This is a genomic window from Camelimonas fluminis, from assembly GCF_014656355.1.
GTDB lineage: Bacteria > Pseudomonadota > Alphaproteobacteria > Rhizobiales > Beijerinckiaceae > Camelimonas > Camelimonas fluminis.
Genome location: NZ_BNCG01000002.1, coordinates 56,788 through 80,666 on the forward strand (window position 1 = coordinate 56,788; position 23,879 = coordinate 80,666).

21 protein-coding genes are annotated in these 23,879 nt (G+C 66.3%); 8 read left to right on the top strand and 13 right to left on the bottom strand.

Annotated features, from left to right (window positions below):
• Positions 1-47: 47 nt before the first annotated feature.
• From lpdA to IE243_RS03620, 9 genes are all read right to left on the bottom strand, one after another.
• Positions 48-1,502, bottom strand: coding sequence for a dihydrolipoyl dehydrogenase (lpdA, locus tag IE243_RS03580; protein WP_191317985.1), 1,455 nt, complete (start codon positions 1,500-1,502; stop codon positions 48-50).
• On the bottom strand, positions 1,503-1,988 hold the full coding sequence (locus tag IE243_RS03585; protein WP_191317986.1) for a hypothetical protein: 486 nt from the start codon (positions 1,986-1,988) through the stop codon (positions 1,503-1,505). It lies immediately after the preceding gene.
• Between the two features lie 164 nt (positions 1,989-2,152).
• Positions 2,153-3,487 (bottom strand): pyruvate dehydrogenase complex dihydrolipoamide acetyltransferase, encoded by a 1,335-nt coding sequence (locus IE243_RS03590; protein WP_191317987.1) that lies wholly within the window; start codon positions 3,485-3,487, stop codon positions 2,153-2,155.
• Positions 3,488-3,499: 12 nt separating this feature from the next.
• Complete coding sequence (locus IE243_RS03595) at positions 3,500-4,876, bottom strand: pyruvate dehydrogenase complex E1 component subunit beta (protein ID WP_191317988.1); 1,377 nt, start codon at positions 4,874-4,876, stop codon at positions 3,500-3,502.
• Positions 4,877-4,942: 66 nt separating this feature from the next.
• A complete protein-coding gene (pdhA, locus tag IE243_RS03600) occupies positions 4,943-5,956 on the bottom strand; it encodes a pyruvate dehydrogenase (acetyl-transferring) E1 component subunit alpha (RefSeq protein WP_191318302.1) in 1,014 nt (337 codons plus the stop codon).
• Positions 5,957-6,408: 452 nt separating this feature from the next.
• Positions 6,409-7,170 carry a DUF2628 domain-containing protein gene (locus tag IE243_RS03605; protein WP_191317989.1) on the bottom strand — a complete coding sequence of 254 codons (762 nt, stop codon included), beginning with the start codon at positions 7,168-7,170 and terminating at the stop codon, positions 6,409-6,411.
• Positions 7,171-7,351: 181 nt separating this feature from the next.
• Complete coding sequence (locus IE243_RS03610) at positions 7,352-7,678, bottom strand: FtsB family cell division protein (RefSeq protein WP_191317990.1); 327 nt, start codon at positions 7,676-7,678, stop codon at positions 7,352-7,354.
• 118 nt (positions 7,679-7,796) lie between these two features.
• Positions 7,797-8,774, bottom strand: a complete 978-nt coding sequence (locus IE243_RS03615; protein ID WP_191317991.1) for a quinone oxidoreductase family protein — start codon at positions 8,772-8,774, stop codon at positions 7,797-7,799.
• Positions 8,775-9,021: 247 nt separating this feature from the next.
• Positions 9,022-9,789 (bottom strand): TerC family protein, encoded by a 768-nt coding sequence (locus IE243_RS03620; protein ID WP_191317992.1) that lies wholly within the window; start codon positions 9,787-9,789, stop codon positions 9,022-9,024.
• 101 nt (positions 9,790-9,890) lie between these two features.
• Between IE243_RS03620 and IE243_RS03625 the strand changes: the two genes are divergently transcribed.
• The 5 genes from IE243_RS03625 (at position 9,891) to IE243_RS03645 (ending at position 14,166) form a co-directional block, all read left to right on the top strand.
• On the top strand, positions 9,891-11,108 hold the full coding sequence (locus IE243_RS03625) for an FAD-dependent monooxygenase (protein WP_191317993.1): 1,218 nt from the start codon (positions 9,891-9,893) through the stop codon (positions 11,106-11,108).
• Positions 11,109-11,293: 185 nt separating this feature from the next.
• Complete coding sequence (locus IE243_RS03630) at positions 11,294-12,337, top strand: HpcH/HpaI aldolase/citrate lyase family protein (RefSeq protein WP_191317994.1); 1,044 nt, start codon at positions 11,294-11,296, stop codon at positions 12,335-12,337.
• 240 nt (positions 12,338-12,577) lie between these two features.
• Positions 12,578-12,907, top strand: a complete 330-nt coding sequence (gene hspQ / locus IE243_RS03635; protein WP_191317995.1) for a heat shock protein HspQ — start codon at positions 12,578-12,580, stop codon at positions 12,905-12,907.
• An 86-nt stretch (positions 12,908-12,993) separates the two neighbouring features.
• Positions 12,994-13,353 carry a hypothetical protein gene (locus IE243_RS03640; RefSeq protein ID WP_191317996.1) on the top strand — a complete coding sequence of 120 codons (360 nt, stop codon included), beginning with the start codon at positions 12,994-12,996 and terminating at the stop codon, positions 13,351-13,353.
• 216 nt (positions 13,354-13,569) lie between these two features.
• On the top strand, positions 13,570-14,166 hold the full coding sequence (locus IE243_RS03645; RefSeq protein ID WP_210319791.1) for a sugar O-acetyltransferase: 597 nt from the start codon (positions 13,570-13,572) through the stop codon (positions 14,164-14,166).
• Positions 14,167-14,245: 79 nt separating this feature from the next.
• Here the strand turns inward: IE243_RS03645 and IE243_RS03650 are convergent, their stop codons facing one another.
• Complete coding sequence (locus IE243_RS03650; protein WP_191317997.1) at positions 14,246-15,001, bottom strand: invasion associated locus B family protein; 756 nt, start codon at positions 14,999-15,001, stop codon at positions 14,246-14,248.
• A 445-nt stretch (positions 15,002-15,446) separates the two neighbouring features.
• Between IE243_RS03650 and IE243_RS03655 the strand changes: the two genes are divergently transcribed.
• Positions 15,447-17,297: an extracellular solute-binding protein gene (locus IE243_RS03655; protein ID WP_244642739.1), complete on the top strand. Its 1,851-nt coding sequence runs from the start codon at positions 15,447-15,449 to the stop codon at positions 17,295-17,297.
• Positions 17,298-17,561: 264 nt separating this feature from the next.
• Positions 17,562-18,278, top strand: coding sequence for a DsbA family oxidoreductase (locus tag IE243_RS03660; RefSeq protein ID WP_191317999.1), 717 nt, complete (start codon positions 17,562-17,564; stop codon positions 18,276-18,278).
• Between the two features lie 149 nt (positions 18,279-18,427).
• Here IE243_RS03660 and IE243_RS03665 read toward each other — a convergent pair whose 3' ends face one another.
• Positions 18,428-18,949 (bottom strand): MarR family winged helix-turn-helix transcriptional regulator, encoded by a 522-nt coding sequence (locus IE243_RS03665; protein ID WP_191318000.1) that lies wholly within the window; start codon positions 18,947-18,949, stop codon positions 18,428-18,430.
• Between the two features lie 251 nt (positions 18,950-19,200).
• On the opposite strand from IE243_RS03665, the gene IE243_RS03670 reads away from it, so the two are divergent.
• Positions 19,201-19,626 carry an organic hydroperoxide resistance protein gene (locus IE243_RS03670; RefSeq protein WP_191318001.1) on the top strand — a complete coding sequence of 142 codons (426 nt, stop codon included), beginning with the start codon at positions 19,201-19,203 and terminating at the stop codon, positions 19,624-19,626.
• Between the two features lie 92 nt (positions 19,627-19,718).
• Here the strand turns inward: IE243_RS03670 and mfd are convergent, their stop codons facing one another.
• Together mfd and IE243_RS03680 are read right to left on the bottom strand one after the other, a co-directional pair.
• Complete coding sequence (mfd, locus tag IE243_RS03675) at positions 19,719-23,243, bottom strand: transcription-repair coupling factor (protein ID WP_191318002.1); 3,525 nt, start codon at positions 23,241-23,243, stop codon at positions 19,719-19,721.
• Between the two features lie 326 nt (positions 23,244-23,569).
• Complete coding sequence (locus IE243_RS03680) at positions 23,570-23,866, bottom strand: FAD assembly factor SdhE (RefSeq protein WP_191318003.1); 297 nt, start codon at positions 23,864-23,866, stop codon at positions 23,570-23,572.
• Positions 23,867-23,879 lie beyond the last annotated feature (13 nt).

Genomic DNA, 23,879 nt, shown 5'->3' on the forward strand with positions numbered 1-23,879 from the left:
GTCCCTCAGGCCACAGCTTGCGGCCATCCTGGTTTCCGGCCAGCCGGTCAGATGTGGATCGCACGCCCCCAGGCGTCGAGCACGCTCTCGTGGATGGTTTCGGACAAGGTCGGATGCGGGAACACCGAGGCGATCAGGTCCTCCTCCGTCGTCTCCAGGTTCATGGCGACGACGAAGCTGTGAATCAGCTCGGTCACCTCGGCGCCGACCATATGCGCGCCCAGCAGCTTGCCGGTGGATTTCTCGAAGATGGTTTTGACCAGCCCCTCTGGCTCGCCGAGAGCGATGGCCTTGCCGTTGCCGATGAACGGGAAGCGGCCGACGCGAATATCATAGCCGGCTTCCTTTGCCTTTGCTTCGGTGAGGCCAACGGACGCCACCTGCGGATCGCAATAGGTGCAGCCCGGAATCCGGGTTTTTTCCATGGCGTGAACGGGCAGGCCCTTGATGGCTTCCACGCACAGCACGCCCTCATGCTCGGCCTTGTGCGCCAGCATCGGCGGGCCGGCGACATCGCCGATGGCGTAGAGGCCCGGCGCGTTGGTGCGGCCAAGGCCGTCAGTGACAACGCAGCCCCGTTCGGTCTTCACGCCCAGCTTTTCCAGGCCCAGATTCTCGATATTGCCAACAACGCCGACGGCGGCGAGCACGCGGGAAACCTCGATCTTCTGCTGCGCCCTGCCATCGTCGATGGTGGCGACGACGCTGTCCTTTTTGCGATCAAGGCCGGTGACCTTCGCCCCGGTAAGGAATTTCACGCCGCGCTTTTCCAGCCGCTTGCGCGCCAGCGCGGCGATCTCGGCGTCTTCCACCGGCAGGATCTGCGGCAACACCTCGACGACGGTCACTTCGGTTCCGAAAGCGCGATAGAACGAGGCGAATTCGATGCCGATGGCGCCGGAGCCGATGACCAGCAGTGATATCGGCAGTTCCGGCGGCACCATGGCCTCGAAATAGGTCCAGACCAGTTTGCCGTCCGGTTCCTGGCCCGGCAGCACCCGTGGGCGGGCGCCGGTGGCGAGGATGATGTGCTTCGCCTCATAGTCGCCGGGGCCGGACACGCCTTTCGGTTCCGGCGGCTGCGGCTGCATGGCTTTCTTCTGCGAAGGTTTGACCGTAATCGCCGCCGGCTTGCCGTTGACGGCGGCGCGCGTGACCGTCGCCTCGCCCCAGATGACGTCGACCTTGTTCTTCTTCAGCAGGAAGCCGACGCCGGCGTTGAGCTGGCGCGAGACGCCGCGCGAACGCGCGACGATCTTGCCCATATCGAAACCAGGCTTGCCGGCGCTCAGGCCATAGTCCTCGGCCCGTTCCATATAATGGTGAATTTCGGCCGAGCGCAGCAACGCCTTGGTGGGGATACAGCCCCAGTTCAGGCAGATGCCGCCCAGATGCTCGCGCTCAACAATGGCGGTGCGGAAGCCCAGCTGCGCCGCCCGGATCGCCGTGACGTAACCGCCGGGGCCGGAGCCGATGACGATGATGTCGTACGAGGCAGACATTTAACGACCTCCAGCAGAGCCGGCGCCCAGGTCAATCCTGTCCGTGGGCTTGAGAACATGGGGAACCGCCTTGCGGCGAGACAGGCCAAAGCGGTCGCCGGCGACAGACTGCCCGGCGAACATTTTCATGATCGCCGCATGCATGCATTCTTCGCCACTTTTGCGAGTGACGGGGTTGTATGAGTTCATGCCGTAATCGAAACACACCCTGGTTTGTGGAAATTCGTAGGCGCTGGTCCGCGTACGCACGACCGCGTTGCTCTCCACAATGCGCCAGCGGCCGGCCAAAACCTCGCGATTGCCCGGATACCAGAGATAAATCCGGCCATCCGGCGTCGCGTAAGAGACTTGCACGCCGTGGCCACCGCCCATGGTCACGCGGGTTCGATTGCTGAGCATGCGGCGCATGGCGGGACCGGCAGGGTCTGTTTTCTGACGCTCCTGCGCACGCTCGGACATTGCCGACAATCGCGCGTCATTGAGCATCGGCGACGCCCGCCTTTGCGGCGCGGCGCAGGCTGCAAGGCCAAGAAGGACAACGCCAGCGACAACAATGCGCGACATGCAGGGACTCCAGAACCAGCACTGGCCACGGTTCGTTTCATGAAAAGCCGGCGCAGGGGAAGCGCGCAGGCTTCTGCGTTCATGCTTTACGCCAGAATGGCCGCCGGCCTTTCGATCAGCGCCCGAAACGCCTGCAACAGCTGCGCGCCCAGCACGCCGTCGACGGCGCGGTGATCCACCGACAGCGTCACCGTCATCATGGTGGCCACGGCTGGCTGGCCGTCGCGGACAATCACACGCTGCTGCCCCTCGCCCACCGCCAGAATGGTGGCGTGCGGCGGGTTGATGACGGCGGCGAACTCGCGCACGCCATACATGCCGAGGTTTGACACCGCAGCGGCGCCGCCGGTGTATTCCTCAGGCTTCAGGCGACGGTTCTGCGCCCGCGCCGCCAGATCGCGCACCTCCTGTGAAATCACGGAAATGCTCTTCGCGTCGGCGTTGCGGATCACCGGCGTCAACAGCCCGCCCGGGATGGAGACCGCCACGCCCACGTCCACCGCCTTGTGTCGCAGGATCGCGTCGCCGGCGAACGAGACATTGGCGTCCGGCGTGCGACGCAGTGCGGCGGCGAAGGCCTTCACCACCAGATCGTTGACCGAGACCTTCCAGGCCGGCTTGCCGTCCTCGCCATTCGGAGCCGCGCCGTTGATATCAGTGCGCAGGGCCAGCAGCGCGTCGATCTCGCAATCCACCGTCAGGTAGAAGTGCGGCACGGTCTGCTTGGACTCGACCAGCCGCCGGGCGATGGTCTTGCGCATGCCGTCGAGGGGAATTTCCTCGAAGCTGCCGGGGGCAAACATGGCGCGGACCGCCGCCCCGTCGGAACCGCTGGCCAGCGCCGGCGCCCCAGCCGCCGACATCGCCGCCGCTGGGCGGGCGCCGCCAGATTTCCTTGCCTCCAGGACGTCGCGTTCAACGATGCGGCCACGCGGACCAGAACCTGTCAGGCCCGCGAGATCGAGGCCCGCTTCCTTCGCGATGCGGCGGGCCAGCGGCGAGGCGAAAACACGCTTGCCTTCGGGAGAGTTGATTTGCGCGGGCGGCTGCGAGGCCTGTTTCGCCATGGCGGGCGCAGCGGCGGGTTTGCGCTCCGTCACCGGCGCCGGGGCGGCTGCGGCCGGCTTCTCCTGGGCCGCCGCTTTTGGCTTTGCCGCGCCGGCGGCGGCCACGTCCTCGCCCTCTTCCGCGATAATGGCGATAACGTCGTTCACCGGCACGTCTTCCGTGCCTTCAGCCACGAGAATTTTCGCCAGCACGCCCTCGTCAACCGCCTCCACTTCCATGGTGGCCTTGTCGGTCTCGATCTCGGCGATGACGTCGCCGGATTTCACGGCGTCGCCTTCCTTCTTCAGCCATCGGCCCAGCTTGCCTTTTTCCATCGTCGGCGAGAGCGCGGGCATCAGCACATTGATCGGCATGCGCAGGCCTCCTCAGCGATAGCAGACGGCGCGGGCCGCTTCGACGACCTCGGCGGCGGACGGCAGGGCGAGCTTTTCCAGATTGGCGGCGTAGGGCATCGGCACGTCCTTGCCCGACACCCGCGTCACCGGCGCGTCAAGGTAGTCGAACGCCTCCTCCATGATGCGGGCGGAAATTTCCGCGCCCATGCCGGCCTGGGGCCAGCCCTCCTCCACCACGACGCAGCGGCCGGTCTTGCGCACCGATTCCACGATGGTTTCGGCGTCGAGCGGCCGCAGGGTGCGCAGGTCGATGACCTCCGCCTCGATGCCGTCGCCAGCGAGGGTTTCGGCGGCCTCCAGCGCATGGAACATGGCGTGCGACCAGGCGACGATGGTGACGTGCTCGCCCGGGCGGGCGATGCGCGCCTTGCCGATCGGCACAATCCAGTCCTCGACGTCCGGCACCGGGAACGACTGACCGTAGAGAATCTCGTTTTCGAGGAACACGACCGGATTGGGGCTACGGATCGCCGCCTTGAGCAGGCCCTTGGCGTCGGCCGCCGTGAAGGGCGCGATCACCGTCAGGCCGGGCACATGGCTGTACCAGGAGCTGTAGTCCTGGCTGTGCTGGGCGGCGACGCGCGACGCCGCGCCGTTGGGGCCACGGAAAACGATCGGACAGGAAATCTGGCCGCCGGACATGTACAGCGTCTTGGCCGCCGAATTGATGATGTGGTCGATCGCCTGCATGGCGAAGTTGAAGGTCATGAACTCGACCACGGGGCGCAGGCCGGCGAAGGCGGCGCCGACGCCGAGCCCGGCGAAGCCATGCTCGGTGATCGGCGTATCAACCACGCGCCGCGCGCCGAATTCCTGCAACAGGCCTTGGGTGACCTTGTAGGCGCCCTGATATTCCGCCACCTCTTCGCCCATGACGAAGACGTTTTCGTTCAGCCGCATTTCCTCGGCCATGGCGTCGCGCAGGGCCTCGCGCACCGTCATCGAGACGGTTTTCACCCCTTCTGGCAGTTCCATGTCCGCCTGAACCGGCGCGGCGGGGCGTCGTGGCGCTTCGTCCCGGGCGGCCTCGCCGGCGTCCGGCTTCGCGGCTGTCGTTTCAGCCTTAGCCGTCCCTGCCGGCGTCGCGGCGGCGGATGCGTCCTCGCCCTCGGCGGCGATGACGGCGATGGGGGTGTTGACCTTCACGCCTTCGGCGCCTTCCGGCACCAGGATCCTGGCCAGCACGCCCTCATCGACCGCCTCCACTTCCATGGTGGCCTTGTCGGTTTCGATTTCAGCAATGACGTCGCCGGATTTGACGGCGTCGCCTTCCTTCTTCAGCCAACGGCTCAGCTTGCCTTCTTCCATCGTGGGGGACAGCGCTGGCATCAATACGTCTGTGGGCATGTGTCTGGCTCGATCAAATGGGCTGCCGGGAGCCGCCGCCGGGGTCCGGGGCGGCCGCTGCTCGTCTCAGGCGCGCGGGCCATCGTGAGGCAAGGTCACGTCGGTCCACAGTTCGGACGGATCCGGCTCCGGATCGTGGGTGGCGAAGTCGGCGGCCTCGTTGACGATGCGCCGGATGTCGGCGTCGACTTTCTTCAGCTCGTCCTCGGAGAGGCCATGTTCGCCCAGCAGCCGCTGGCGCGCCTGCTCGATGGCGTCATGCTCGGTCCGCATCTTCTCGACCTCGTCGCGCGTCCGGTACTTGGCCGGATCGGACATCGAGTGGCCGCGATAACGGTAGGTCTGCATTTCGAGGATATACGGGCCCTTGCCGTCGCGGGCCCAGGCAACCGCCCGCTCGCCGGCTTCTTTCACGGCGCGGATGTCCATGCCGTCTACCTGCTCGCCGGGAATGTTGAACGACACGCCGCGTTTCGAGAAATCGGTCTGGGCCGAGGCGCGGCTCACCGCCGTTCCCATGGCGTAACGGTTGTTCTCGATAATGAACACGACCGGGAGCTTCCAGAGCTCCGCCATGTTGAAGGTCTCGTAAACCTGGCCCTGGTTGGCGGCGCCGTCGCCGAAATAGGCAAGGCAAACGGCGCCATTGTTCTGGTAACGGTTGGCGAAAGCGATGCCGGCGCCGATCGGCACCTGGGCGCCGACGATGCCGTGGCCGCCGTAAAACTTCTTTTCCGTGGAGAACATGTGCATGGAGCCGCCCTTCCCCCTGGAATAGCCGCCCCTGCGCCCTGTCAGCTCCGCCATCACCCCCTTGGGGTCCATGCCCATGACCAGCATGTGTCCATGGTCGCGGTAGCCGGTGATGTTCTGGTCGCCTTCCTTCGTCGCCATGTGCATGCCGACGACGACCGCTTCCTGACCAATGTAGAGATGGCAGAAGCCGCCGATGAGCCCCATGCCGTACATCTGGCCCGCCTTCTCCTCGAAGCGGCGGATCAGCAGCATGACGCGATAGGCCTCCAGCTCTTCCTCGCGGCTCAGGGCCGGCGGGCTGGCGGTCTTTACATCCGCAGCCATGTCAGCTTCGGCGGTCTTGCGGGCTGTGGCGGGAGCCCGTCGTCCACCCCGGGTTCGGGCGGTGGACCGGGCGGCGGTCGCGTTTGCGGAAGAACTGGCGGAAGCGGGTTTCTTCGTCATTACGGCCTCTGGTTAACCGGCGACGCCTGGCCGCCGTCCCCTGTCCGCTCCGGCGCGCCCCTCTTCGGGGTCTGCGTCGCCGGGCCCAGGCATTGATCGGGGCGGCGTCTGGCTTTGCAAAGGCAATCCTGGCAAGCCAATCCCGGACCTTCATGTTCGCATTATACTAAAGTTTAATATGATGCGAGCGCAAGCCAAGTGACCCGCGCCGGGGACCGACGCAAATCCTCATTTGTGGGCGCGGCAGGGATAATCCACGGGAAAACAGGCGCGCGGATCGCAGACTCGCCGTCACGACACGGTTTGCAGGTTCGACTGATCCGTTGCGGACGTCAATCCAGCAGCGTGACGGAGGATTCCTGTCCCGGAGGCGGCAACAGGTAGCGGAGGGTGAAGCTGCCGCCCGCGCCATCGCGGAAGGTCGCCTCACAACGCGCCTCTCCGGCTGGGGTTATGCGCAGATGCACGCGCGTTGGTCTGGGCGCCGCGGACCCGGTCCACTGCTTCGGGGAAGTGGTCCGCAGGGCCGCCAGCATGCGGGAATCGGCGCAGCGTTGCGCCAGTTCCATTGGCGAGCCGCCGCCGCTGCGCAGGCTGGCCGCAACCGATGTTGTCAGCGCGAAAGCAGCGCACGCCCCGAGCGTGCAGAAAATGGCGGCCGGCCAGGACACGCCGCCGGCCGAGGCCCTGTCCGCGTCATTGTCGTGGCGGTTGGCGATGGCAAGCGCGCGCCGCAGGTAAAACGCATTGGCGAAGAGGGAGAACCCGATCTGGGGCAGCAGTTCAAGGCCGGGCGGCAGGCCGAGCAATGGCCGCGCCAGGTCAATCGCCATCATGATGAGCACACTGGCGACGCCAGCCACGTACAACTTGCGATAGAAAAACCACATGCTGCCCAGAAACAGGGCTGGCCAGTTCAGGCTGGGACGCCAGACGACCTGCCAGGCCGTGCTGCCGGCGCGCTCAAGCATGCGGACCCAGCGACCCATAAAGATGTGGGCGTTGGGTCCAACAACGGCGCGGATTCGCCCACCGTCATAAAGGCTGGCGGCGGAGGTTGATGACGCAACAACGGGGGTGGGCGTTTCTGTCAAGGGGAGTTCCGGGGCGGTTTGCATGCTTCAGAGTGTCTGACGGCTGGCTTCGGCCCAGGAGGCCGGACATCGCCACAGGCGCCAGAAACCCACCCTGGGAGCGGGCCCCGGTCATGTCATCCCCGGACCGCCCTGAAGCGGGCGCTACCGCAAGTGAGCACGGGCGGAAGCGCGCGTCGCCTCAGTTATCCGTGTTGCGACCGGTGATGATGACCAGATCGTCCGGATGCGTCATGCCGAGGCGATTGCGGGCCAGATCTTCCAGCAGATCGCGATCGACTGAACCGTCGCGCATGCGGGAAATCCGGTCTTCCAGATGCATGCGCTCCGCCTTCAGCGTGTTGAGTTCAGCCGTCAGCGTCAGGATCTGCCCTTTGATCTCGCGTTTGGCCTCAAGGCCGCGCTGACCGCTGTGGGCGTGCATCCAGAAGTATCCCACCACTGCGCCGGATACGGCGTAGAGGGCGAGCGGCAGGAGAATGGCGCGGAATCGGCGGCGTATGACCATGACTCATCATGCGCCAGGATTGGTAAACAGAGACTTGTCGGCAGGCGTCTGGCGAGGTCGGCATGTCAGCGATCAGGGGCCTGTTCCGGCCCCTGACCCTGCGGCGCCCCACGGGGCGTCAACCGTCCGGCAGCAGGACGACTGAACCGGTGGTGGCGCGGCTTTCGAGCGCCCGGTGGGCGTCCGCGGCGCGCGACAATGGAAACCGGGCGCTGACCGGCGCCTGGATGACGCCGTTCTCCAGGGCGCTGAACAGGTTTTCCGCCATGGACTCAAGCGTCGGCCGCCGCGCGATGTGGCTGAACAGGGTCGGCCGGGTGGCGTAGAGTGAGCCGCGGTTGCCAAGGTCCACCATGGAGACATTCTCCACCGGGCCGGAGGCGTTGCCGAAGTTCACATACATGCCGAATGGCTGGAGGCAGTCCAGCGACCCCGGAAACGTCGCCTTGCCGACGCCATCGTAAACCACGGCGCATTTTTTGCCGCCGGTGATTTCCTTCACCCGCGTGACGAAATCCTCGCGCCGGTACTGGATCACCTCGTCGCAGCCATGGGCAAGGGCAAGAGGAATCTTGTCGTCCGAGCCGACGGCGCCGATCACCCGGGCGCCGAGGTGGCGGGCCCACTGGCAGGCGATCAGCCCGACCCCGCCCGCAGCCGCGTGAAACAGGATGGTCTGGCCGGCCTTGACCGGAAATGTCCGGTGCAACAGGAACTCGGCGGTCAGGCCTTTCAGCATCACCGCCGCCGCCGTCTCGAAATCGATGGCGCCAGGCAACTTCACCACGTGGGAGGCCGGAACGTTGCGCTCCTCCGCATAGGCGCCGAGCGGAAACACATACGCCACCCGGTCTCCGGGCGTGAAATCGCCGACGCCCTCGCCGGTCGCGACGATCTCGCCCGCGCCTTCGCCGCCGGGGATAAACGGCATCTGTGTGGGATACAGCCCGCTGCGGTAGTAGGTGTCGAGAAAGTTCAGACCGATCGCCATCTGGCGGATGCGCACCTCGCCAGGGCCGGGCAGTCCGGGATCAAGGTCTTCCATCTCCAGGACTTCGGGACCGCCGGTCCGATGCACCACGATTGCTTTCGGCATGCCTTTTCCTCTCTTCGCCCAGCCGCGCCCACGCGGGATGCGGCGCAGCAATGTGGCCGGAGCCGCGACGTTGCGCCAGCCCTTTCGGGCGGCAGCCCGGGCTGGCCTTCCGGCGGTGGACGCCAGGCGGACAGCAACGAAAAAAAACCGCGCGCCAGAAACGGCTGGCGCGCGATTGCAAGGCGATGGCCGAAGCCGTTTCATCTCATGCGGGAACGAGATGCTCGTGGCCCCGCGCGTTCTGGCGTCAGGCGGGTGGCCCGGACTGCGAGCCGTTCTCATCCGTCTGCGCCATCCGCCGCTTTGTTCCATTGCGGCGCGACCAGACATTGATGGCCTCGACAACGGCGGCGAACGCCATGGCTGAATAGATATAGCCGCGCGGCAGATGGAAGCCGCCGCCTTCCGCCACCAGCGACACGCCGATCAGCATCAGGAACGAAAGGGCCAGCACCTTGGTTGTGGGATTCTCGGCGATGAAGCGCGCCACCACCCCCGAGGCCAGATACATCACCGCCACGGCGATCATCACCGCGATGATCATGATCGACAGGTCGTCGGCCATGCCGATGGCGGTGACGATCGAATCGATCGAGAACACCAGATCGATCACCGCGATCTGGGCCACCGCCGCCAGGAAGGCGCGCGGCGCGGCGGCGCGGGCTTCGTCATGGGCGTCGCCGCTGACCTCGCCGTGGATCTCGTGAACCGCCTTGTAGAGCAGGAACAGGCCGCCGACGATCAGGATGATGTCGCGCCACGACAGTTCCTCGCCGAGGACGGTCAGAACCGGATAGGTGAGCTTCATGATGGCGGTGAGCGCGAACAGCAGCCCGACGCGGAACACAAGCGCCATGCCAAGCCCCAGCCGCCTGGCCCGCTCCGCCTGTTCGGCTGGCAATTTCGCCACCAGCACCGATATGAAGACGACGTTGTCGATGCCAAGGACGATTTCCATCGCGCTGAGCGTCAGCAGGGCCGCCCAGCCCTCCGGACTTGCCAACCATTCGAACACAGGGACCTCCGTATAGTTTGGCGTGACATGGGAGATGATGCGCGTTCGGGAAAGGGGCGCCGTGGCTTTTAATTCTTCACGAATGCGCTTAGGTCTCGCTCATGTCGCATGCTGATCCGGATATCGCCGTCGTCGGCGCCGGCGCCGCCGGTCTCGCCGCCGCCCTTTGCCTCGCCCGCGAAGGCTTCCACACGCTGCTGATCGGCGATCCCGCCATCGCGGCGCCGGGGCGCACCGTGGCGCTGTTCGGCGGCTCGGTCGCCTTCCTGCGGGCGCTGGGCGTCTGGGAGGCCGTCAGCGCCCGCGCGGCGCCCATGGACGCCATGCGGATCGTTGACGACACCGGCAGCCTGTTTGCGCCGCCGCCGCTGACCTTCCGCTGCGCCGAGCTGGGGCTGGACAGCTTTGGCTGCAATATTCCCAATGACGATCTGGTTGGGGTTCTCGCCGCGCAGGCGCGCGAAACCCCGGGTCTCGAACTGGCCCCGGACACCGTGACCGGAGCGTCGTTCAACCTGGCGGGGCCGCAACTGGTTCTGGCCTCGGGCCGCATCTTGCGGCCACGGCTGGTGGTTGGGGCCGATGGCGGCCGCTCGCTTGTCCGCGCCCGCGCCGGCGTCGGGGCCAAAACCTGGGATTACCCCCAGACGGCGCTGACCGGCGTGTTTGGTCATACCCAGGCGCATCACAGCGCGTCGACGGAATTTCATACCCGCCATGGCCCGTTCACCCTGGTGCCGCTGCCGGGGAAACGCTCCAGCCTCGTCTGGGTGACGGAGCCCGGCAAGGCCCGCCGGCTGGCGGCGCTGGCGCCGGAGGCGCTGGCGCTGGAAGTGGAGCGGCAGGCGCGGTCGATGCTCGGCGCCATGCGCGTCGAGGGCCCATGCGGCGTCATTCCCATGCGCGGCCTCACGGCGGAGCGTTTCGCCGGTCATGGCATGGCGCTGGTTGGCGAGGCGGCGCACATGTTTCCGCCGATCGGCGCCCAGGGGCTGAACCTCGGGCTGCGCGACGTCGCCGCCCTGCGCGACGCCCTGGTCGCGGCCCGCAGCCGCGGCGCGCCGTGCAACGACCCTGACGCCCTCGCCGCCTACGATCGCGGACGTCGTCTCGACGTCGCCACCCGCACCCACGCCATCGATGCGCTGAACCGCTCGCTGCTGTCGCGCCTGCCCGGCGCCGATCTCCTGCGCGGCGCCGGCATGCTGGCGCTGGAGCATATCCGGCCGCTGCGCAGGCTGGCGATGCGCGAGGGGCTGGCGCCGTTGCTGGGCCTGCCGGCCATGATGAAGGCCGACAGCGCGACCAGCCCCAGCTGACCGGCCCAGCGCTCCCTCCTCCCGTGTCGCCATGACCGCGGCACTGGACTGTGAGCGCCGTCTGACCTATCGCAGAACCACGCGCGGATGTTCCGCTGCAAAACGATCTGATTGCACAACCATTGCATGGACAGGCGGTTTCCGGGGCCCGGGCCTATGGAAGCGCCTGAGAATGGAGCGCCCCGATGAAGTTGCCCCGCCAGTTTTTCCGTCCCCTCGCCATCGGCGCGCCGACCCCTTACCGGGAGCTGCCGGTGCGGCTGGAGCGGATGATCCATTTCGTGCCGCCGCAGAACGAAAAGATGCGCTCCAAGGTGCCGGATCTGATCAACCAGGTGGACGTGGTGCTGGGCAACCTTGAGGACGCCATTCCGGCGGACGCCAAGGAAGCGGCGCGCGCCGGCTTTATCAAGATGGCTCAGGAGAACGAGTTCGGCTCGACCGGCCTGTGGACCCGCGTCAACTGCCTGAACAGCCCGTGGGTGCTGGACGACATCACCGAGATCGTCGCCAATGTCGGCGACAAGCTCGATGTCATGATGCTGCCGAAGGTGGAAGGCCCGTGGGACATCCACTATCTCGACCAGCTTCTGGCCCAGCTCGAGGCGCGTCATAACGTCAGGAAGCCGATCCTGATTCACGCCATTCTCGAAACCGCCGAGGGCGTCAACAATGTGGAGGCGATCGCCTCCGCCTCGCCGCGCATGCACGGCATGAGCCTGGGCCCGGCCGACCTCGCGGCCTCGCGCGGCATGAAGACCACCCGCGTCGGCGGCGGTCATCCGGACTACAAGGTGCTGTCCGATCCGGACGCCAGCGGCGCGCCGCGCCAGATCGCCCAGCAGGATCCCTGGCACTACACCATCGCTCGCATGGTCGACGCCTGTCAGGCCAACGGCATCAAGGCGTTCTATGGTCCGTTTGGCGATTTCTCCGACGCGGAAGCCTGCGAGGCCCAGTTCCGCAACGCCTTCCTGCTTGGCTGCGCCGGCGCCTGGTCGCTGCATCCCTCGCAGATCGCCATCGCCAAGAACGTGTTCAGCCCCGACAAGGACGAGGTCGCCTTCGCGAAGCGCATCCTTGAAGCGATGCCGGACGGCACTGGCGCCGTGCTGCTCGACGGCAAGATGCAGGATGACGCCACCTGGAAGCAGGCCAAGGTGATTGTTGACCTCGCGAAAATCGTCGCCTCGAAGGATAGCGATTACGCGGCGTTGTACGGCCTCTGAGGCCGGCGCCGTTCGCAGACTCCCGGGCGCGTCCTGCGTCCGGGACGACGCGAAGCCGGGTCAGACGGGATCTTGTCCTATCGTCTTGAATCGATGAATTTTCCTGCCGCGAAGCCCGTCGGTTTTGCCGGAAAATACCCTGTAAACGCGGCGCGCTGACGTTATAGTGCGGTCAGCAGATGCATGCGCGAATCCGGCGGAAACCGTTGTTCCTCCGGATGCGCTGGCGGAGAGAACTGGATGAAGAGCGGATCGGCGAAATTTGCGATCGGACAGGTGGTGCGGCATCGCATCTACCCGTTTCGCGGCGTGATTTTTGACGTGGATCCCGAATTCGCCAACACCGAGGAATGGTGGCAGTCAATCCCGGAAGACGTGCGGCCCTCGCGGGACCAGCCGTTCTACCACCTGTTGGCCGAGAACGATGAGTCCCAGTACATCGCCTACGTCTCGGAGCAGAATTTGACGCCGGACACCTCTGGCGAGCCTGTGAAGCACCCGCGCGTTGCGGAGTTTTTCACGCGCGGTGAAGACGGCGCCTATCGCGTCCGCGCCGGGCAGTCCCATTGAGCGCTGGCGCGCCCCAGCGCCGGACGCGACATCCGGCGCGCGGGCGCGGACTTGCGCAAAACAGGCTGCGAATGCAACGGATATGGTTGGCGGGCGCCGCCGCGGCGCTGACGTTTTCAGCCATGGTCGCTCCGGTGGCGGCTGAAGAGCCGGAAGGCCTGCTGAAATCAATCCTGAAAACCGCTCCCAAGGCCCCGGACGCCTGGTGTCAGCGCCATGCGTTGAATGAGGCGACAGTGCGCTGGCGCGCCAGCCGGGGCGAGGCTTCGCCGCCGCTTGAGGTGGGCGAGGACACGTCGGCTGCCTGCAACCCTGCTTATGTCCAGCAGTTGCAGCTTTGCGCCGCGGCGGCCAACGCCAGCGGCGATAACCTCACGGCTCTGAACGCGCGCCTCAAGACCTGCATGGCTGAACTCGCCGGCAAGGGCGTCCGCCCGGCTCTGTGATGGCCCGTCATCGCCGGTCTGGAGCCGCCTCGCCCGGAAGGCCGCGACCCGGTCATGTGTTCAGGGCCGGGTTTTCTCCAGAGCTTTTTCGCGAAAACTGGATGTCATTTTTCGTGAAAAGAGGCGCGCGAACAGCGTGAAAATTACGCCAGCCAAAGTGATGGCGCGCTTCCGGTGGGCCAGGTTTCACTGAGGCGCGCTCCAGTGGAGTTGCCAATGGGACTGGACCTGGAACAGCAGCGGCGGCGCATGCTGAGCGGGGCGCATTACAACGACCTGACAGAGGAACTGGTCGCCGCGCGCGCCAGGGCGGTGCGCCTGGCCACCGCTTACCACGACAGTTTCGGCGACGATCCGGTCGTGCGCGAGGCCCTGTTGCGCCAACTGCTGCGCAGCGTTGGCGACGGGGCTTGTTTCGAGCCCGGATTTCGTTGCGAGTTCGGCTTCAACATCACCGTCGGCAAGAACTTTTACGCCAATTTTGACTGCATCATCCTGGATGGCGCCGAAGTCACCATAGGCGACCATGTGCTGTTTGGTCCGCGCGTGGGCGTCTACACGTCCAACCACGCCATTGACGCCGGCGAACGCGTCGCCGGCGCCTGTTATGCGAAACCCGTGACGATCGGGGATCGCGCGTGGATTGGCGGCGGCGTCAACATCAACCAGGGCGTCGCCATCGGCGCCAACAGCATCATTGGCTCCGGCAGCCTGGTCACGAAGGACATCCCGCCTGACGTGATCGCCGCCGGGACGCCCTGCAAGGTCATCCGTCCCATCACGGCGGCGGACCGTGTTGGTTTCATTCCCTGACCCGTCAACGACTGTTCCGCTCATGACAAAAGGCCCGCCAGATGGCGGGCCTTTCTTTTTCCTGTATCGGCGGAGAAGCTTACTGCTTCGGCGCGGGAGCCGCGGGGGCTGCGGGAGCCGGAGCGGCGCCGCCCTGCTGCTGCTGCTTCTGCTGCTCTTCCTGGGCCTTCTTCTGCATGGCTTCCTGCAGCTTGCGCTGCTGCTCTTCCAGCACCTTCGGGTCAATGCCCGGGCCGTCGAAGCCCTTGCCGAAGCCTGCCAGCGGCACCTGGAAGGTGACGACGTTGGCGGCCTGGTTCTGCACGCTGATGTTCAGGTGCTGACCCTTCTTCATCGCCGCGACGTCGCTGTCCTTGATCTGCGCCTCGGCGAAGCAGCCGTTCGGGAAGCAGAGCGCATAGCGACCTTCAATGGCCTGGCCCTGGTCAACGGTGCTGCGGATGCCAGGCTGCAGCAGCAGGCCGAGCGGCAGCAGGAAGCGCATCATCTTCTGGGGCTCGCCCTTCACGTCGTAAATGGCGACGGCGAGGACGGGCTGGCCCTGATCGGAGACGAAATCACGGGTGGTGTAGCAGATTTCGCGGCCGCCGCTCGGGTCCTTGCCGCAAACCTTGGTCCAGTCCGTCTGGGACGGCTCAGGCTTGACGGCGACGACGGTCGGGCCGGCGGGCTGCTGCGGCGCAGCCTGCTGCTGCTGTTGCTGCGGCTGGGCCGGTTTGGCCGCAGGCTTGGCCTGGGCAAAAGCGGCGGCGGGCGCCAGCACCGCGCCGAGCGCCAGCAAGGCGGCTGCGCCACGGGTCGCTTTGCTGCTTGCAGACCTGCTGTTCAATGACATGAAGTTTTCCCTTCGATCACAGCTCGGGACCGATGCGCGCCCCCAACGTCCGATGCGGCCCGCAACAGTATGTTGTCTTTGTCAAACTCGGCGCCCGCGAGCCGGAAAGGTCAAGCCCGTCCCGCTGGCCCAGACACAATCTTCGGGATGCGACCTCATGCGCCCGGTGATCCTGTCCGTATACGAATCGTCTGCGACAGCAGGCAACCACCTTCGCTGTCGACTGTCACCAGTGCTTTCACGGCGAATGAGGCGGATGCATGACCATCAGCGTATCCCGTTCACTTATCGTGAACCTCGCCGGCATGCCAGCCCTTTGCCAGTGCTTCACCGAATTTCCGACCGGATTATCATCGACGCCGCCGTCAGCGGGGGAAACGCGGTGGCCGTGAATACCTGGCGCCGGTTCATAAACTTTGAACCAGCCCGATTTATGGTGCCTTTCATGTTTGCGCGACTGGCCTTTGCGGGCGTTCTGGCCCTGATTCCGGCGACCACGCTTCCGGTCCGCGCCGGAGACGGCGCGCGCGATGGCGCGCCGCCCCCGCAGGCTCTGACCATGCATGGCGCGCCCGCGCGGCCGCGCGGCCCTGACGGCGCATTCGTGGCGCCGAAGATCACGCCGGATCCGGCGCGCGGCGGCCGGCTTGTCATCGGCGTCCAGGGGGCGTTCGACAGTCTCAATCCCCTGACGATCAAAGGCATGACGGCCCCAACGGGCATTGCCTCCCTGACCCTGCAGCCGTTGATGCGACGGGCGCTGGACGAGCCGTTCACGCTCTATCCGCTTGTGGCCCGATCGGTCGAACTGGCGCCCGACAATACCGCCGTCACCTTTTATCTTGATCCGCGCGCGCGCTTTTCCGACGGCAAGCCCGTCACGGCGGAGGATGTGGCGTTTACGTTTTCATTGCTGCGCGCCCAGGGGCGTCCGAACCATCGCAATGCGCTTGGCAAGGTCACGGACGTTCATATTGCTGGCCCCCATGTCATCCGCTTCGAACTTGCGGGCAACAGGGATCGGGAGCTGCCGCTCATTCTGGCAATGTTTCCGGTGCTGCCCAGGCATGCGACGGACCCGGAGGCGTTCGGCCAGAGCGGTTTCACGCCGCTGGTCGGCTCAGGGCCCTATACGGTTGGCCAGGTGCGTCCTGGCGAAAGCATCAGCTTCGTCCGCAACCCCGCCTGGTGGGGCGACGCACTGGCCAGCGAGCGCGCCGCCGCCAACTTCGACGAGATCCGCTACGACTATTTTCGCGACGCCACGTCGATGTTCGAGGCTTTCAAGGCCGGGTTGATCGACGTGCGCATCGAAACTGATCCGCGACGCTGGGCCAGCGGCTACAACATTCCGGCGGTGCGCTCCGGCCAGATCATCAAGGAGAATGCGCCGTTCGCGGCCCCGAAGGGCATGTCCGGCTTTGTCTTCAACGAGCGCCGTCCGCTGTTTGGGGACGCGCGGGTGCGCGAGGCGCTGTCCTTTGCCTTCGATTTCGAGTGGGTGAACCGCAATCTCTACGCCGGTCTTTATCGGCGCTCTGACAGCTATTTCGCCGATTCGCGGCTCTCGGCCGCTGGCCGCCCGGCGAGCCAGCGGGAGCGCGAACTGTTGCAGCCGTGGCCCGATGCGGTGCGCGTCGACATCATGGAGGGCAAGTGGTCGCCGGCCAGCAGCGACGGCAGCGGGCGCGACCGCGCCAACCTGCAACAGGCTGTCGACCTGCTGGGCGCCGCTGGCTATGCGCTGGACCGCGGAGTGATGCGCGACAGCAAGGGCGAGCCCCTTGCCTTTGAGGTGATGGTGACCGGGCGCGAGCACGAGCGGCTGGCGCTGGCCCTGTCATCGGCGCTACGCCGCATCGGCGTCAGGGCGCGGGTTCGCGTGGTCGATTCCGTGCAGTACGAGCGGCGGCGCCAGACCTTCGACTACGACATGATCATCGCCACCTGGCTGACGTCGCCGTCACCGGGCAACGAGCAGTATTTCCGTTGGGGCGCCCGCGCCGCCAGCCAGCAGGCGTCATTCAATTTTGCCGGCGCACAATCTCCGGCCATCGACGCCATGATCGCCGCCATGCTGTCCGCTCACAGTGAGGACGATTACGTCAGTGCGGTGCGGGCGCTGGATCGGGTGCTGCTCTCGGGATTTCATGTCATCCCCCTGCACTACGCGCCGCACATCTGGCTGGCGCGCTGGAGGCATGTGGGGCGTCCTGACCCGTTGCCGCTGCTCGGGGCCGCGCCCGAAACCTGGTGGCGCACCGACACGCCGGCGCCCGCCGCGCGCGGCCGCTAGAGCCTTTCGGGCGAAAGCCGGTGCGCCGGAAGCGACAGGCTCCGGACACAACGCCAGTCATTCCTGTCCTGAAAAAACCGGTTGACCAGCCGTTGCGGCTGTCCGGGGCGCGCTCCAGTCCGTGCTGCCTGTCGGGCGCCGGATACGTTAAGATGGCCGACACCGATTCAGGCCGACCAGGTTTCCGCCGGGTTTTCTCGCGGGTGGGCCGGCCAGCGTTGGCTGCATGTTCCGCAGAGAATATGCGCCAGGAGGAGCAGCGCCATGACCCAGGAAACATCCCCCGCCGGCGTCGCCGCGTCCGGCCCACGCCAGTCGTTCCATATCGATGTGGTGTCGGATGTGGTCTGTCCGTGGTGCTTCATCGGCAAAAAGCGGCTTGAGAAAGCCATCGCCCAATTACCGGAATTGCGGGTCACGGTCGGCTGGCATCCCTACCAGCTCGATCCGAACGTGCCGGCCGGCGGCATTGACCGACGCGAATATATGGAGCGCAAGTTCGGCTCGCGCGAGAAAATCGCTGGCATTCATGAGCGCATCGCGGCTGAGGGCGCCAAGGAGGGAATCGCCTTCCGTTTTGATCAGATCAAACGCTCGCCCAACACTCTCGACGCTCACCGGCTGATCGGCTGGGCTGGCGCGGCCGGCGTGCAGGACGCGGTGGTCGAGGCGCTGTTCCACGCCTTCTTCATGGAAGGGCGCGACGTGGGCGACAGGGCCGTGCTGGCGGAGATCGCAGGGGCCTGTGGCATGGACGCCGGCGCTGTTGCGGCGCAACTGGCCACGGAGGCGGATATGGACGTGGCGCGCCAGTCTGTGGCCCAGGCGCGCGAGATGGGCGTCACGGGCGTGCCATGCTTCATCCTGGCCGATCGCCTCGCCCTGCCCGGCGCCCAGGACCCGGATGTGATCGTCCGCTACGTGCAGCGGCTGGCGCAAAAAATGCTGGAGGAAGCAACCGGCGCCGGGCCGGCTGGCTGACCGGGTTTTTGGAAACGTTTCCCGCGATCCTCATTCGCGAAGCCGCCGCCGTGGCGGCGGATGGGCCCCCCTGGCGGGAACGGGTCTTGCCCTCAGGAACCCAGATCCGCGGGGAAGGAGTTTTGTATAACCTTATGATTATATGAGGTTTATCGGCGCACCCTGGCGTCCGTGTCGTCAGGCGGCGCGCTGTCCTGCTGCGCCTCTCCGGCGTTGAGCGCATCCAGCAATCTGCGGATCTCACCGTTGAGCGCCGCCAGCGCCGCCGGCTCAACATTGCAGCGCGCCATGACCAGTGGCGCGAGACAGCCGGTCTGCGCCCATCTTTCATGACCTTGCGCCGTGAGGCGCACGCTCACCTGTCGCTCGTCCTGCGGATTGCGGGCGCGCTCCGCCAGTCCCGCCGCCTCCAGCCGTTTGACCAGCGGCGTGATGGTGCTCGACTCAAGCCCGAGGCGCGCAGCAATCTGGCCAATGGTGCGGCCCTCGTGCTCATGCAGCGCCTGCAACACCAGAAATTGCGGATAGGTGATTCCCAGCCGGTCCAGCGTTGGTTTGTAAAGGCGGGTGATCGCCATGGAGGCGGCGTACAGCCCGAAGCAGAGTTGCTCGTCCAGCGGCATGGGCCCGGGGGCAGCCCCGGCCGGCGGAAGGGAAGCGCGGATGTTCATGGCTTCTGCATATCACACAAACATATATCGCGATACATTTCCGCTTGACGGTCCGGGGCGATCGGGTCAAGTTGTTTATCGCGATAACGAATTTGGAGCAAAACCAGACTGACGCGCAGCCATCCTGATGTCTGGTCCCACGCATGTTCCGACGCGGAGCGACAATCGCTCCGCTCAAAGCGTCTGTCCCGAAACGCCGCGCCAAGAACGCTTCACGCAGCAAGAACGCTTCACGCAGAAAGGTTCACGCCATGTCCATCGACGTCAAATACACCGCCACAGCCACCGCGACCGGCGGCCGCGACGGCGCGGCCCGCTCGGATGACGGCCGGCTTGAGGTGAAGCTGTCCACGCCGAAGGAACTCGGCGGCGCCGGCGGCGACGGCACCAACCCGGAGCAGATGTTCGCCGCCGGCTACTCGGCCTGCTTCATCGGCGCCATGAAGGTCGCCGGCATGCAGCTCAAGATCAAGGTGCCGGACAATGCGTCGGTGACGGCGAAGGTCGGCATCGGACCGCGTTCGGCCGGCGGCTTCGGCATCACCGCCGCCCTCGCCGTCAGCCTGCCCGGCCTCGACCGCGACCAGGCGCAGAAGGTGGTCGACACGGCGCACCAGATTTGCCCGTATTCCAACGCCACCCGAGGCAATGTCGACGTGCAGCTGTCGGTGGTTTGAGACCAGGCGGGCCACGCCGTCCCCCGGCCCGCAGCCCCAGCCTCCCAATGGCCGCGCTCGTCGCGGCCATTGCTGCTTCTGAAGCGCCGGCCTTACGCCGCCTGCTTCTCCGCCACCTTCACCAGATCGCGCATCAGACGGCGGGCGCTCTTCAGGCGGCTGGCCGGGGTCGGCAGGTCGTCGTAGAAGAAAATGCTCATGTCCGGGCGGACCTTGGCCATTGAGCCCTGTTCGCCCAGCCAGGCCACCAGTCCGTGTGGGTTGGCGAACTTGCCGTCGCGGAAAGCGACGACGAGACCCTTGGGCCCCGCCTCCAGTTTCGCCACATTGGCGCGCAGGCACAGGGCCTTGATCGCCATCAGCTTGAGCAGTTGCTCCACCTCCTCCGGCAGCGGGCCGAAGCGGTCGATCATCTCGGCGCCGAAGGCGTCGATCTGCTTGTCGTCTTCCAGCGTCGACAGGCGCTTGTAGAGGCCGAGGCGCAGCTGGATGTCGCCCACATAGCTTTCGGGGATCATCACGGCGGCGCCCAGGGTGATGTTCGGCGACCAGGCTTCATCCGCGCCGTCGTCATCCTCCACGCCGGCCTTGAGCTGGGCCACGGCCTCTTCCAGCATCTGCTGGTAAAGTTCGTAGCCGACCTCGCGGATGTGGCCCGACTGCTCGTCGCCGAGCAGATTGCCGGCGCCGCGAATGTCCAGATCGTGGCTGGCGAGCTGGAAGCCAGCGCCGAGGGTGTCGAGGCTTTGCAGCACCTTCAGGCGGCGCTCCGCGGTGGCCGTCAGGGTGCGGTTGGCCGGGGTGGTGAACAGCGCCCAGGCGCGGGTCTTCGACCGGCCGACGCGACCACGCAACTGATACAGCTGGGCCAGGCCGAACATGTCGGCGCGGTGGACGATCAGCGTGTTGGCGCTGGGAATATCGAGGCCGGATTCGATAATCGTCGTCGACAACAGCACGTCATAGCGCCCCTCGTAGAACGCGGTCATCACGTCCTCAAGCTGGCCGGCGCTCATCTGGCCGTTAGCCACGGCCACCTTCACTTCCGGCACGCTGCGGTCGAGGAAAGCCTTGATCTCGGCGAGGTCATCGATGCGCGGAACCACATAGAACGACTGGCCGCCGCGATAGCGCTCGCGCAGCAACGCCTCGCGGATCGACAACTCGTCGAACGGCATGACGAAGGTGCGCACCGCCAGACGGTCGACCGGCGGCGTGGCGATGATCGACAGCTCGCGCACGCCGGTCAGGGCGAGTTGCAGGGTGCGCGGGATCGGCGTCGCCGACAGGGTCAGCACATGTAGCTGGGCGCGCAGGGCCTTCAGGCGCTCCTTGTGGGCGACGCCGAAGTGCTGCTCCTCGTCCACCACCACCAGGCCAAGCTCGCGGAAGCTGATGGTCTTGCCCAGCACCGCGTGGGTGCCGACAACGATATCCACCGTGCCGTCGGCAAGGCCGGCCTTCACCTGCTTCATCTCGGCGGCGGGGGTGAAGCGCGACGCCTGGGCTATCTTCAGCGGCAGGCCTTTGAAGCGCTCCATGAAGCCATGGTAGTGCTGGCGGGCGAGCAGCGTCGTAGGCGCGATCACCGCCACCTGCTGGCCGCTCATGGCCACGGCGAAGGCGGCGCGCATGGCCACCTCGGTCTTGCCGAAGCCAACGTCGCCGCACACCAGCCGGTCCATCGGCCGGCCCGAGGCCAGATCGGTCAGCACCGCGTCGATGGCGTTGAGCTGGTCCTCGGTCTCCTCATAGGGGAAGCGCGCGACGAATTCGTCATACAGCCCCTGGGGCGGCGTGACGGCCGGGGCGGATTTGAGGGCGCGGGCGGCGGCGACCTTGATCAGCTCGCCCGCCATCATGCGGATGCGCTGCTTCAGCTTGGCCTTGCGGGCCTGCCAGGCGCCGCCGCCCAGCTTGTCGAGGGCGACGCTGGTGTCTTCCGAGCCATAGCGCGACAGCAGCTCGATGTTCTCCACCGGCAGGAACAGCTTGTCGCCGCCGGCGTAGTGCAGCTCCAGGCAATCGTGCGGGGCGCCGCCGACGGCGATGGTCTTCAGGCCGACGAAACGGCCGATGCCGTGATCGACGTGGACGACGATGTCGCCCGCCGTCAGACTGCCGACCTCGGCGATGAAATCCTGGGCGCGCTTCGACTTGCGCGCCTGGCGCACCAGCCGGTCGCCGAGAATGTCCTGCTCGCCGAGCACGCTGAGTTGCGGCGCATCAAACCCCGCCTCCAGCCCCCAGATGGCCATGGGGATCTGGCCGGCGGGCGCGGCCAGGGCGCGGGCGAGATCCGGAACCGGCGTCAGGCCGCGCACCTCGTGATCGGCCAGCACATGGGCGAGACGCTCGCGCGAGCCCTCCGACCAGGCGGCCAGCACCACCTTGCGGCCGCCGGCGGCCAGATCGCGGATATGGGTCGCTGCGGCCTCGAACACATTGGCGCTGTCGTCGGCCCGCTCGGGCGCGAAGCTGCGCGCCTGACGCACGCCAAGATCGATGATATTGCCGGCCGCGGTTTCCGGGCGGGCGAAAGCAGAAACGACGGCGGTGTCCAGATTGGCCAGCCGCTGCTTCCACTCGTCCGTGGTGAGATACAGGGTTTCGGGACGGACAGGCTTGTAGGGCGCGCCGCCGCCGGCCTTCAGCGCCGCGACGCGGGCGTCGAAATAGTCGGTGATCTGGCTGATGCGCTCGCCGGCCGCATCCTCGAGCTGGGCGTCGAGGACAAACGGCGACCCGGCCAGATAATCAAACAGCGTGTCCATCTTTTTGTGGAACAGCGGAAGCCAGTGCTCCATGCCGGGATGCCGCCGCCCCTCGCTCACCGCCTCATACAACACGTCGTCGCGGGTGGCGGCGCCAAAGGCGGCCACATAGGCCTGGCGGAAGCGGGCCATGGTCTCGGTGGTGACCTGCACCTCGCTCATCGGCACCAGATCGAGCGCCCGCAACTGTCCGGTGGAGCGCTGGGTTTCCGGATCGAACGGCCGGATCGATTCCAGGGTGTCGCCGAAGAAGTCGAGGCGGATCGGCGCGGCCATGCCGGGCGCGTAGAGATCGAGAATGCCGCCGCGCTGGGCGTATTCGCCGGTGTCGCGCACCGTGCCGGTTCGGGTGAAGCCGTTGATCTCCAGCCATTTCACCAGCAGGTTCAGGTCAATGGCGTTGCCAGGCGCGGCCGAGAAGGTTTCCTCGGCGATGCGGGCCAGCGGCGGCACCCGCTGCACCGCCGCATTCACCGTCGTCAGCACGATGCGCGGCCGCTCCTGCGATGAGCGGGTGCGGGCAAGGCGCGCCAGCACGGTCATGCGCCTGGCGGTGATGGCGCTGGTCGGCGAAACACGGTCGTAGGGCTGGCAATCCCAGGACGGGAAGCTCAGAACCTCGATGTCCGGCGCGATGAAGTTCAGGCCGTTTTCAATCAGTCCCAGCCGCTGGCCGTCGCGGGCAATGAACACCAGCGCGGCGGGGGCGTCGGTTTTTTGCGCGGCTGCCCGCGCCAGATCCGCCAGAACCACAGGGATGAAGCTGTCCGGCGCGTTGACGAGGACAGGCTTGCGCCCTTCCAGCAACTGGGCGACGGCGTTCTTCAGCGGAACAAGGCTCATGAGCGGAACATTTCTGGCTGGCGCATTTTCGGGGCTGGAGCATTTTCGGGAAAATGCGTCCTGTCAAAAAGATCGGGCGCTTCCGGCGAGGCGGATTTCACCGGCAGCGCGCAGGCGGACGCCGCGCTGGCGTCCGGATAACGATGGAAGAACCCTGCGGCGAACGCCGCTTTCGCGGCGGGCCACCACAGGTCCGGCCTTGCCACGAAGAAGATGTGAGATCGTACAGATCGGGCGTTGGTCGTAAAGCGGCCCGCGCGTCGGTCCGCGACGCCGGATGGACAGGCGCAAGACGGACGATGGCTCCGCCATTCCTGACAGTGCGCTCAGATGAACACCGCGCCGGTATGGCGATGGAATTCGCGGATCTGGCTGAACACCGGCGTGTCAAATTCCGCCGGCAACGCCAGTTCCCCGGTCAGCCAGCTGAACACGTCGCGGTCCTGCGCCTCCAATAGCGCCTCGATATCGTCGAGATCCCGGGCGTCGAGCGCTTCGACACGGGCGTCGGCGAACTGGCCGAGCAGCAGGTCCATCTCCCGGGTGCCGCGATGCCATGACCGGTAAAGGATACGGCGACGGCGCTCGTCCAGGCCGGCGCTGCTGCGCATGGTTCCGCTCATGACCGTCTCCCAA

Bases quoted from the DNA above. Each gene is read 5' to 3' on its own strand.
- IE243_RS03590 (WP_191317987.1), bottom strand. From the start codon at position 3,487: ATGCCGATCAATGTGCTGATGCCCGCGCTCTCGCCGACGATGGAAAAA.
- IE243_RS03670 (WP_191318001.1), top strand. From the start codon at position 19,201: ATGTCCATCGACGTCAAATACACCGCCACAGCCACCGCGACCGGCGGC.
- hspQ (WP_191317995.1), top strand. From the start codon at position 12,578: ATGAAGAGCGGATCGGCGAAATTTGCGATCGGACAGGTGGTGCGGCAT.
- IE243_RS03610 (WP_191317990.1), bottom strand. From the start codon at position 7,678: ATGGTCATACGCCGCCGATTCCGCGCCATTCTCCTGCCGCTCGCCCTC.
- IE243_RS03630 (WP_191317994.1), top strand. From the start codon at position 11,294: ATGAAGTTGCCCCGCCAGTTTTTCCGTCCCCTCGCCATCGGCGCGCCG.
- IE243_RS03645 (WP_210319791.1), top strand. From the start codon at position 13,570: ATGGGACTGGACCTGGAACAGCAGCGGCGGCGCATGCTGAGCGGGGCG.
- pdhA (WP_191318302.1), bottom strand. From the start codon at position 5,956: ATGGCTGCGGATGTAAAGACCGCCAGCCCGCCGGCCCTGAGCCGCGAG.
- IE243_RS03680 (WP_191318003.1), bottom strand. From the start codon at position 23,866: ATGAGCGGAACCATGCGCAGCAGCGCCGGCCTGGACGAGCGCCGTCGC.
- IE243_RS03595 (WP_191317988.1), bottom strand. From the start codon at position 4,876: ATGCCCACAGACGTATTGATGCCAGCGCTGTCCCCCACGATGGAAGAA.
- IE243_RS03650 (WP_191317997.1), bottom strand. From the start codon at position 15,001: ATGTCATTGAACAGCAGGTCTGCAAGCAGCAAAGCGACCCGTGGCGCA.
- IE243_RS03660 (WP_191317999.1), top strand. From the start codon at position 17,562: ATGACCCAGGAAACATCCCCCGCCGGCGTCGCCGCGTCCGGCCCACGC.
- lpdA (WP_191317985.1), bottom strand. From the start codon at position 1,502: ATGTCTGCCTCGTACGACATCATCGTCATCGGCTCCGGCCCCGGCGGT.
- IE243_RS03665 (WP_191318000.1), bottom strand. From the start codon at position 18,949: ATGAACATCCGCGCTTCCCTTCCGCCGGCCGGGGCTGCCCCCGGGCCC.
- IE243_RS03585 (WP_191317986.1), bottom strand. From the start codon at position 1,988: ATGCTCAATGACGCGCGATTGTCGGCAATGTCCGAGCGTGCGCAGGAG.
- IE243_RS03655 (WP_244642739.1), top strand. From the start codon at position 15,447: ATGTTTGCGCGACTGGCCTTTGCGGGCGTTCTGGCCCTGATTCCGGCG.
- IE243_RS03625 (WP_191317993.1), top strand. From the start codon at position 9,891: ATGTCGCATGCTGATCCGGATATCGCCGTCGTCGGCGCCGGCGCCGCC.
- IE243_RS03615 (WP_191317991.1), bottom strand. From the start codon at position 8,774: ATGCCGAAAGCAATCGTGGTGCATCGGACCGGCGGTCCCGAAGTCCTG.
- mfd (WP_191318002.1), bottom strand. From the start codon at position 23,243: ATGAGCCTTGTTCCGCTGAAGAACGCCGTCGCCCAGTTGCTGGAAGGG.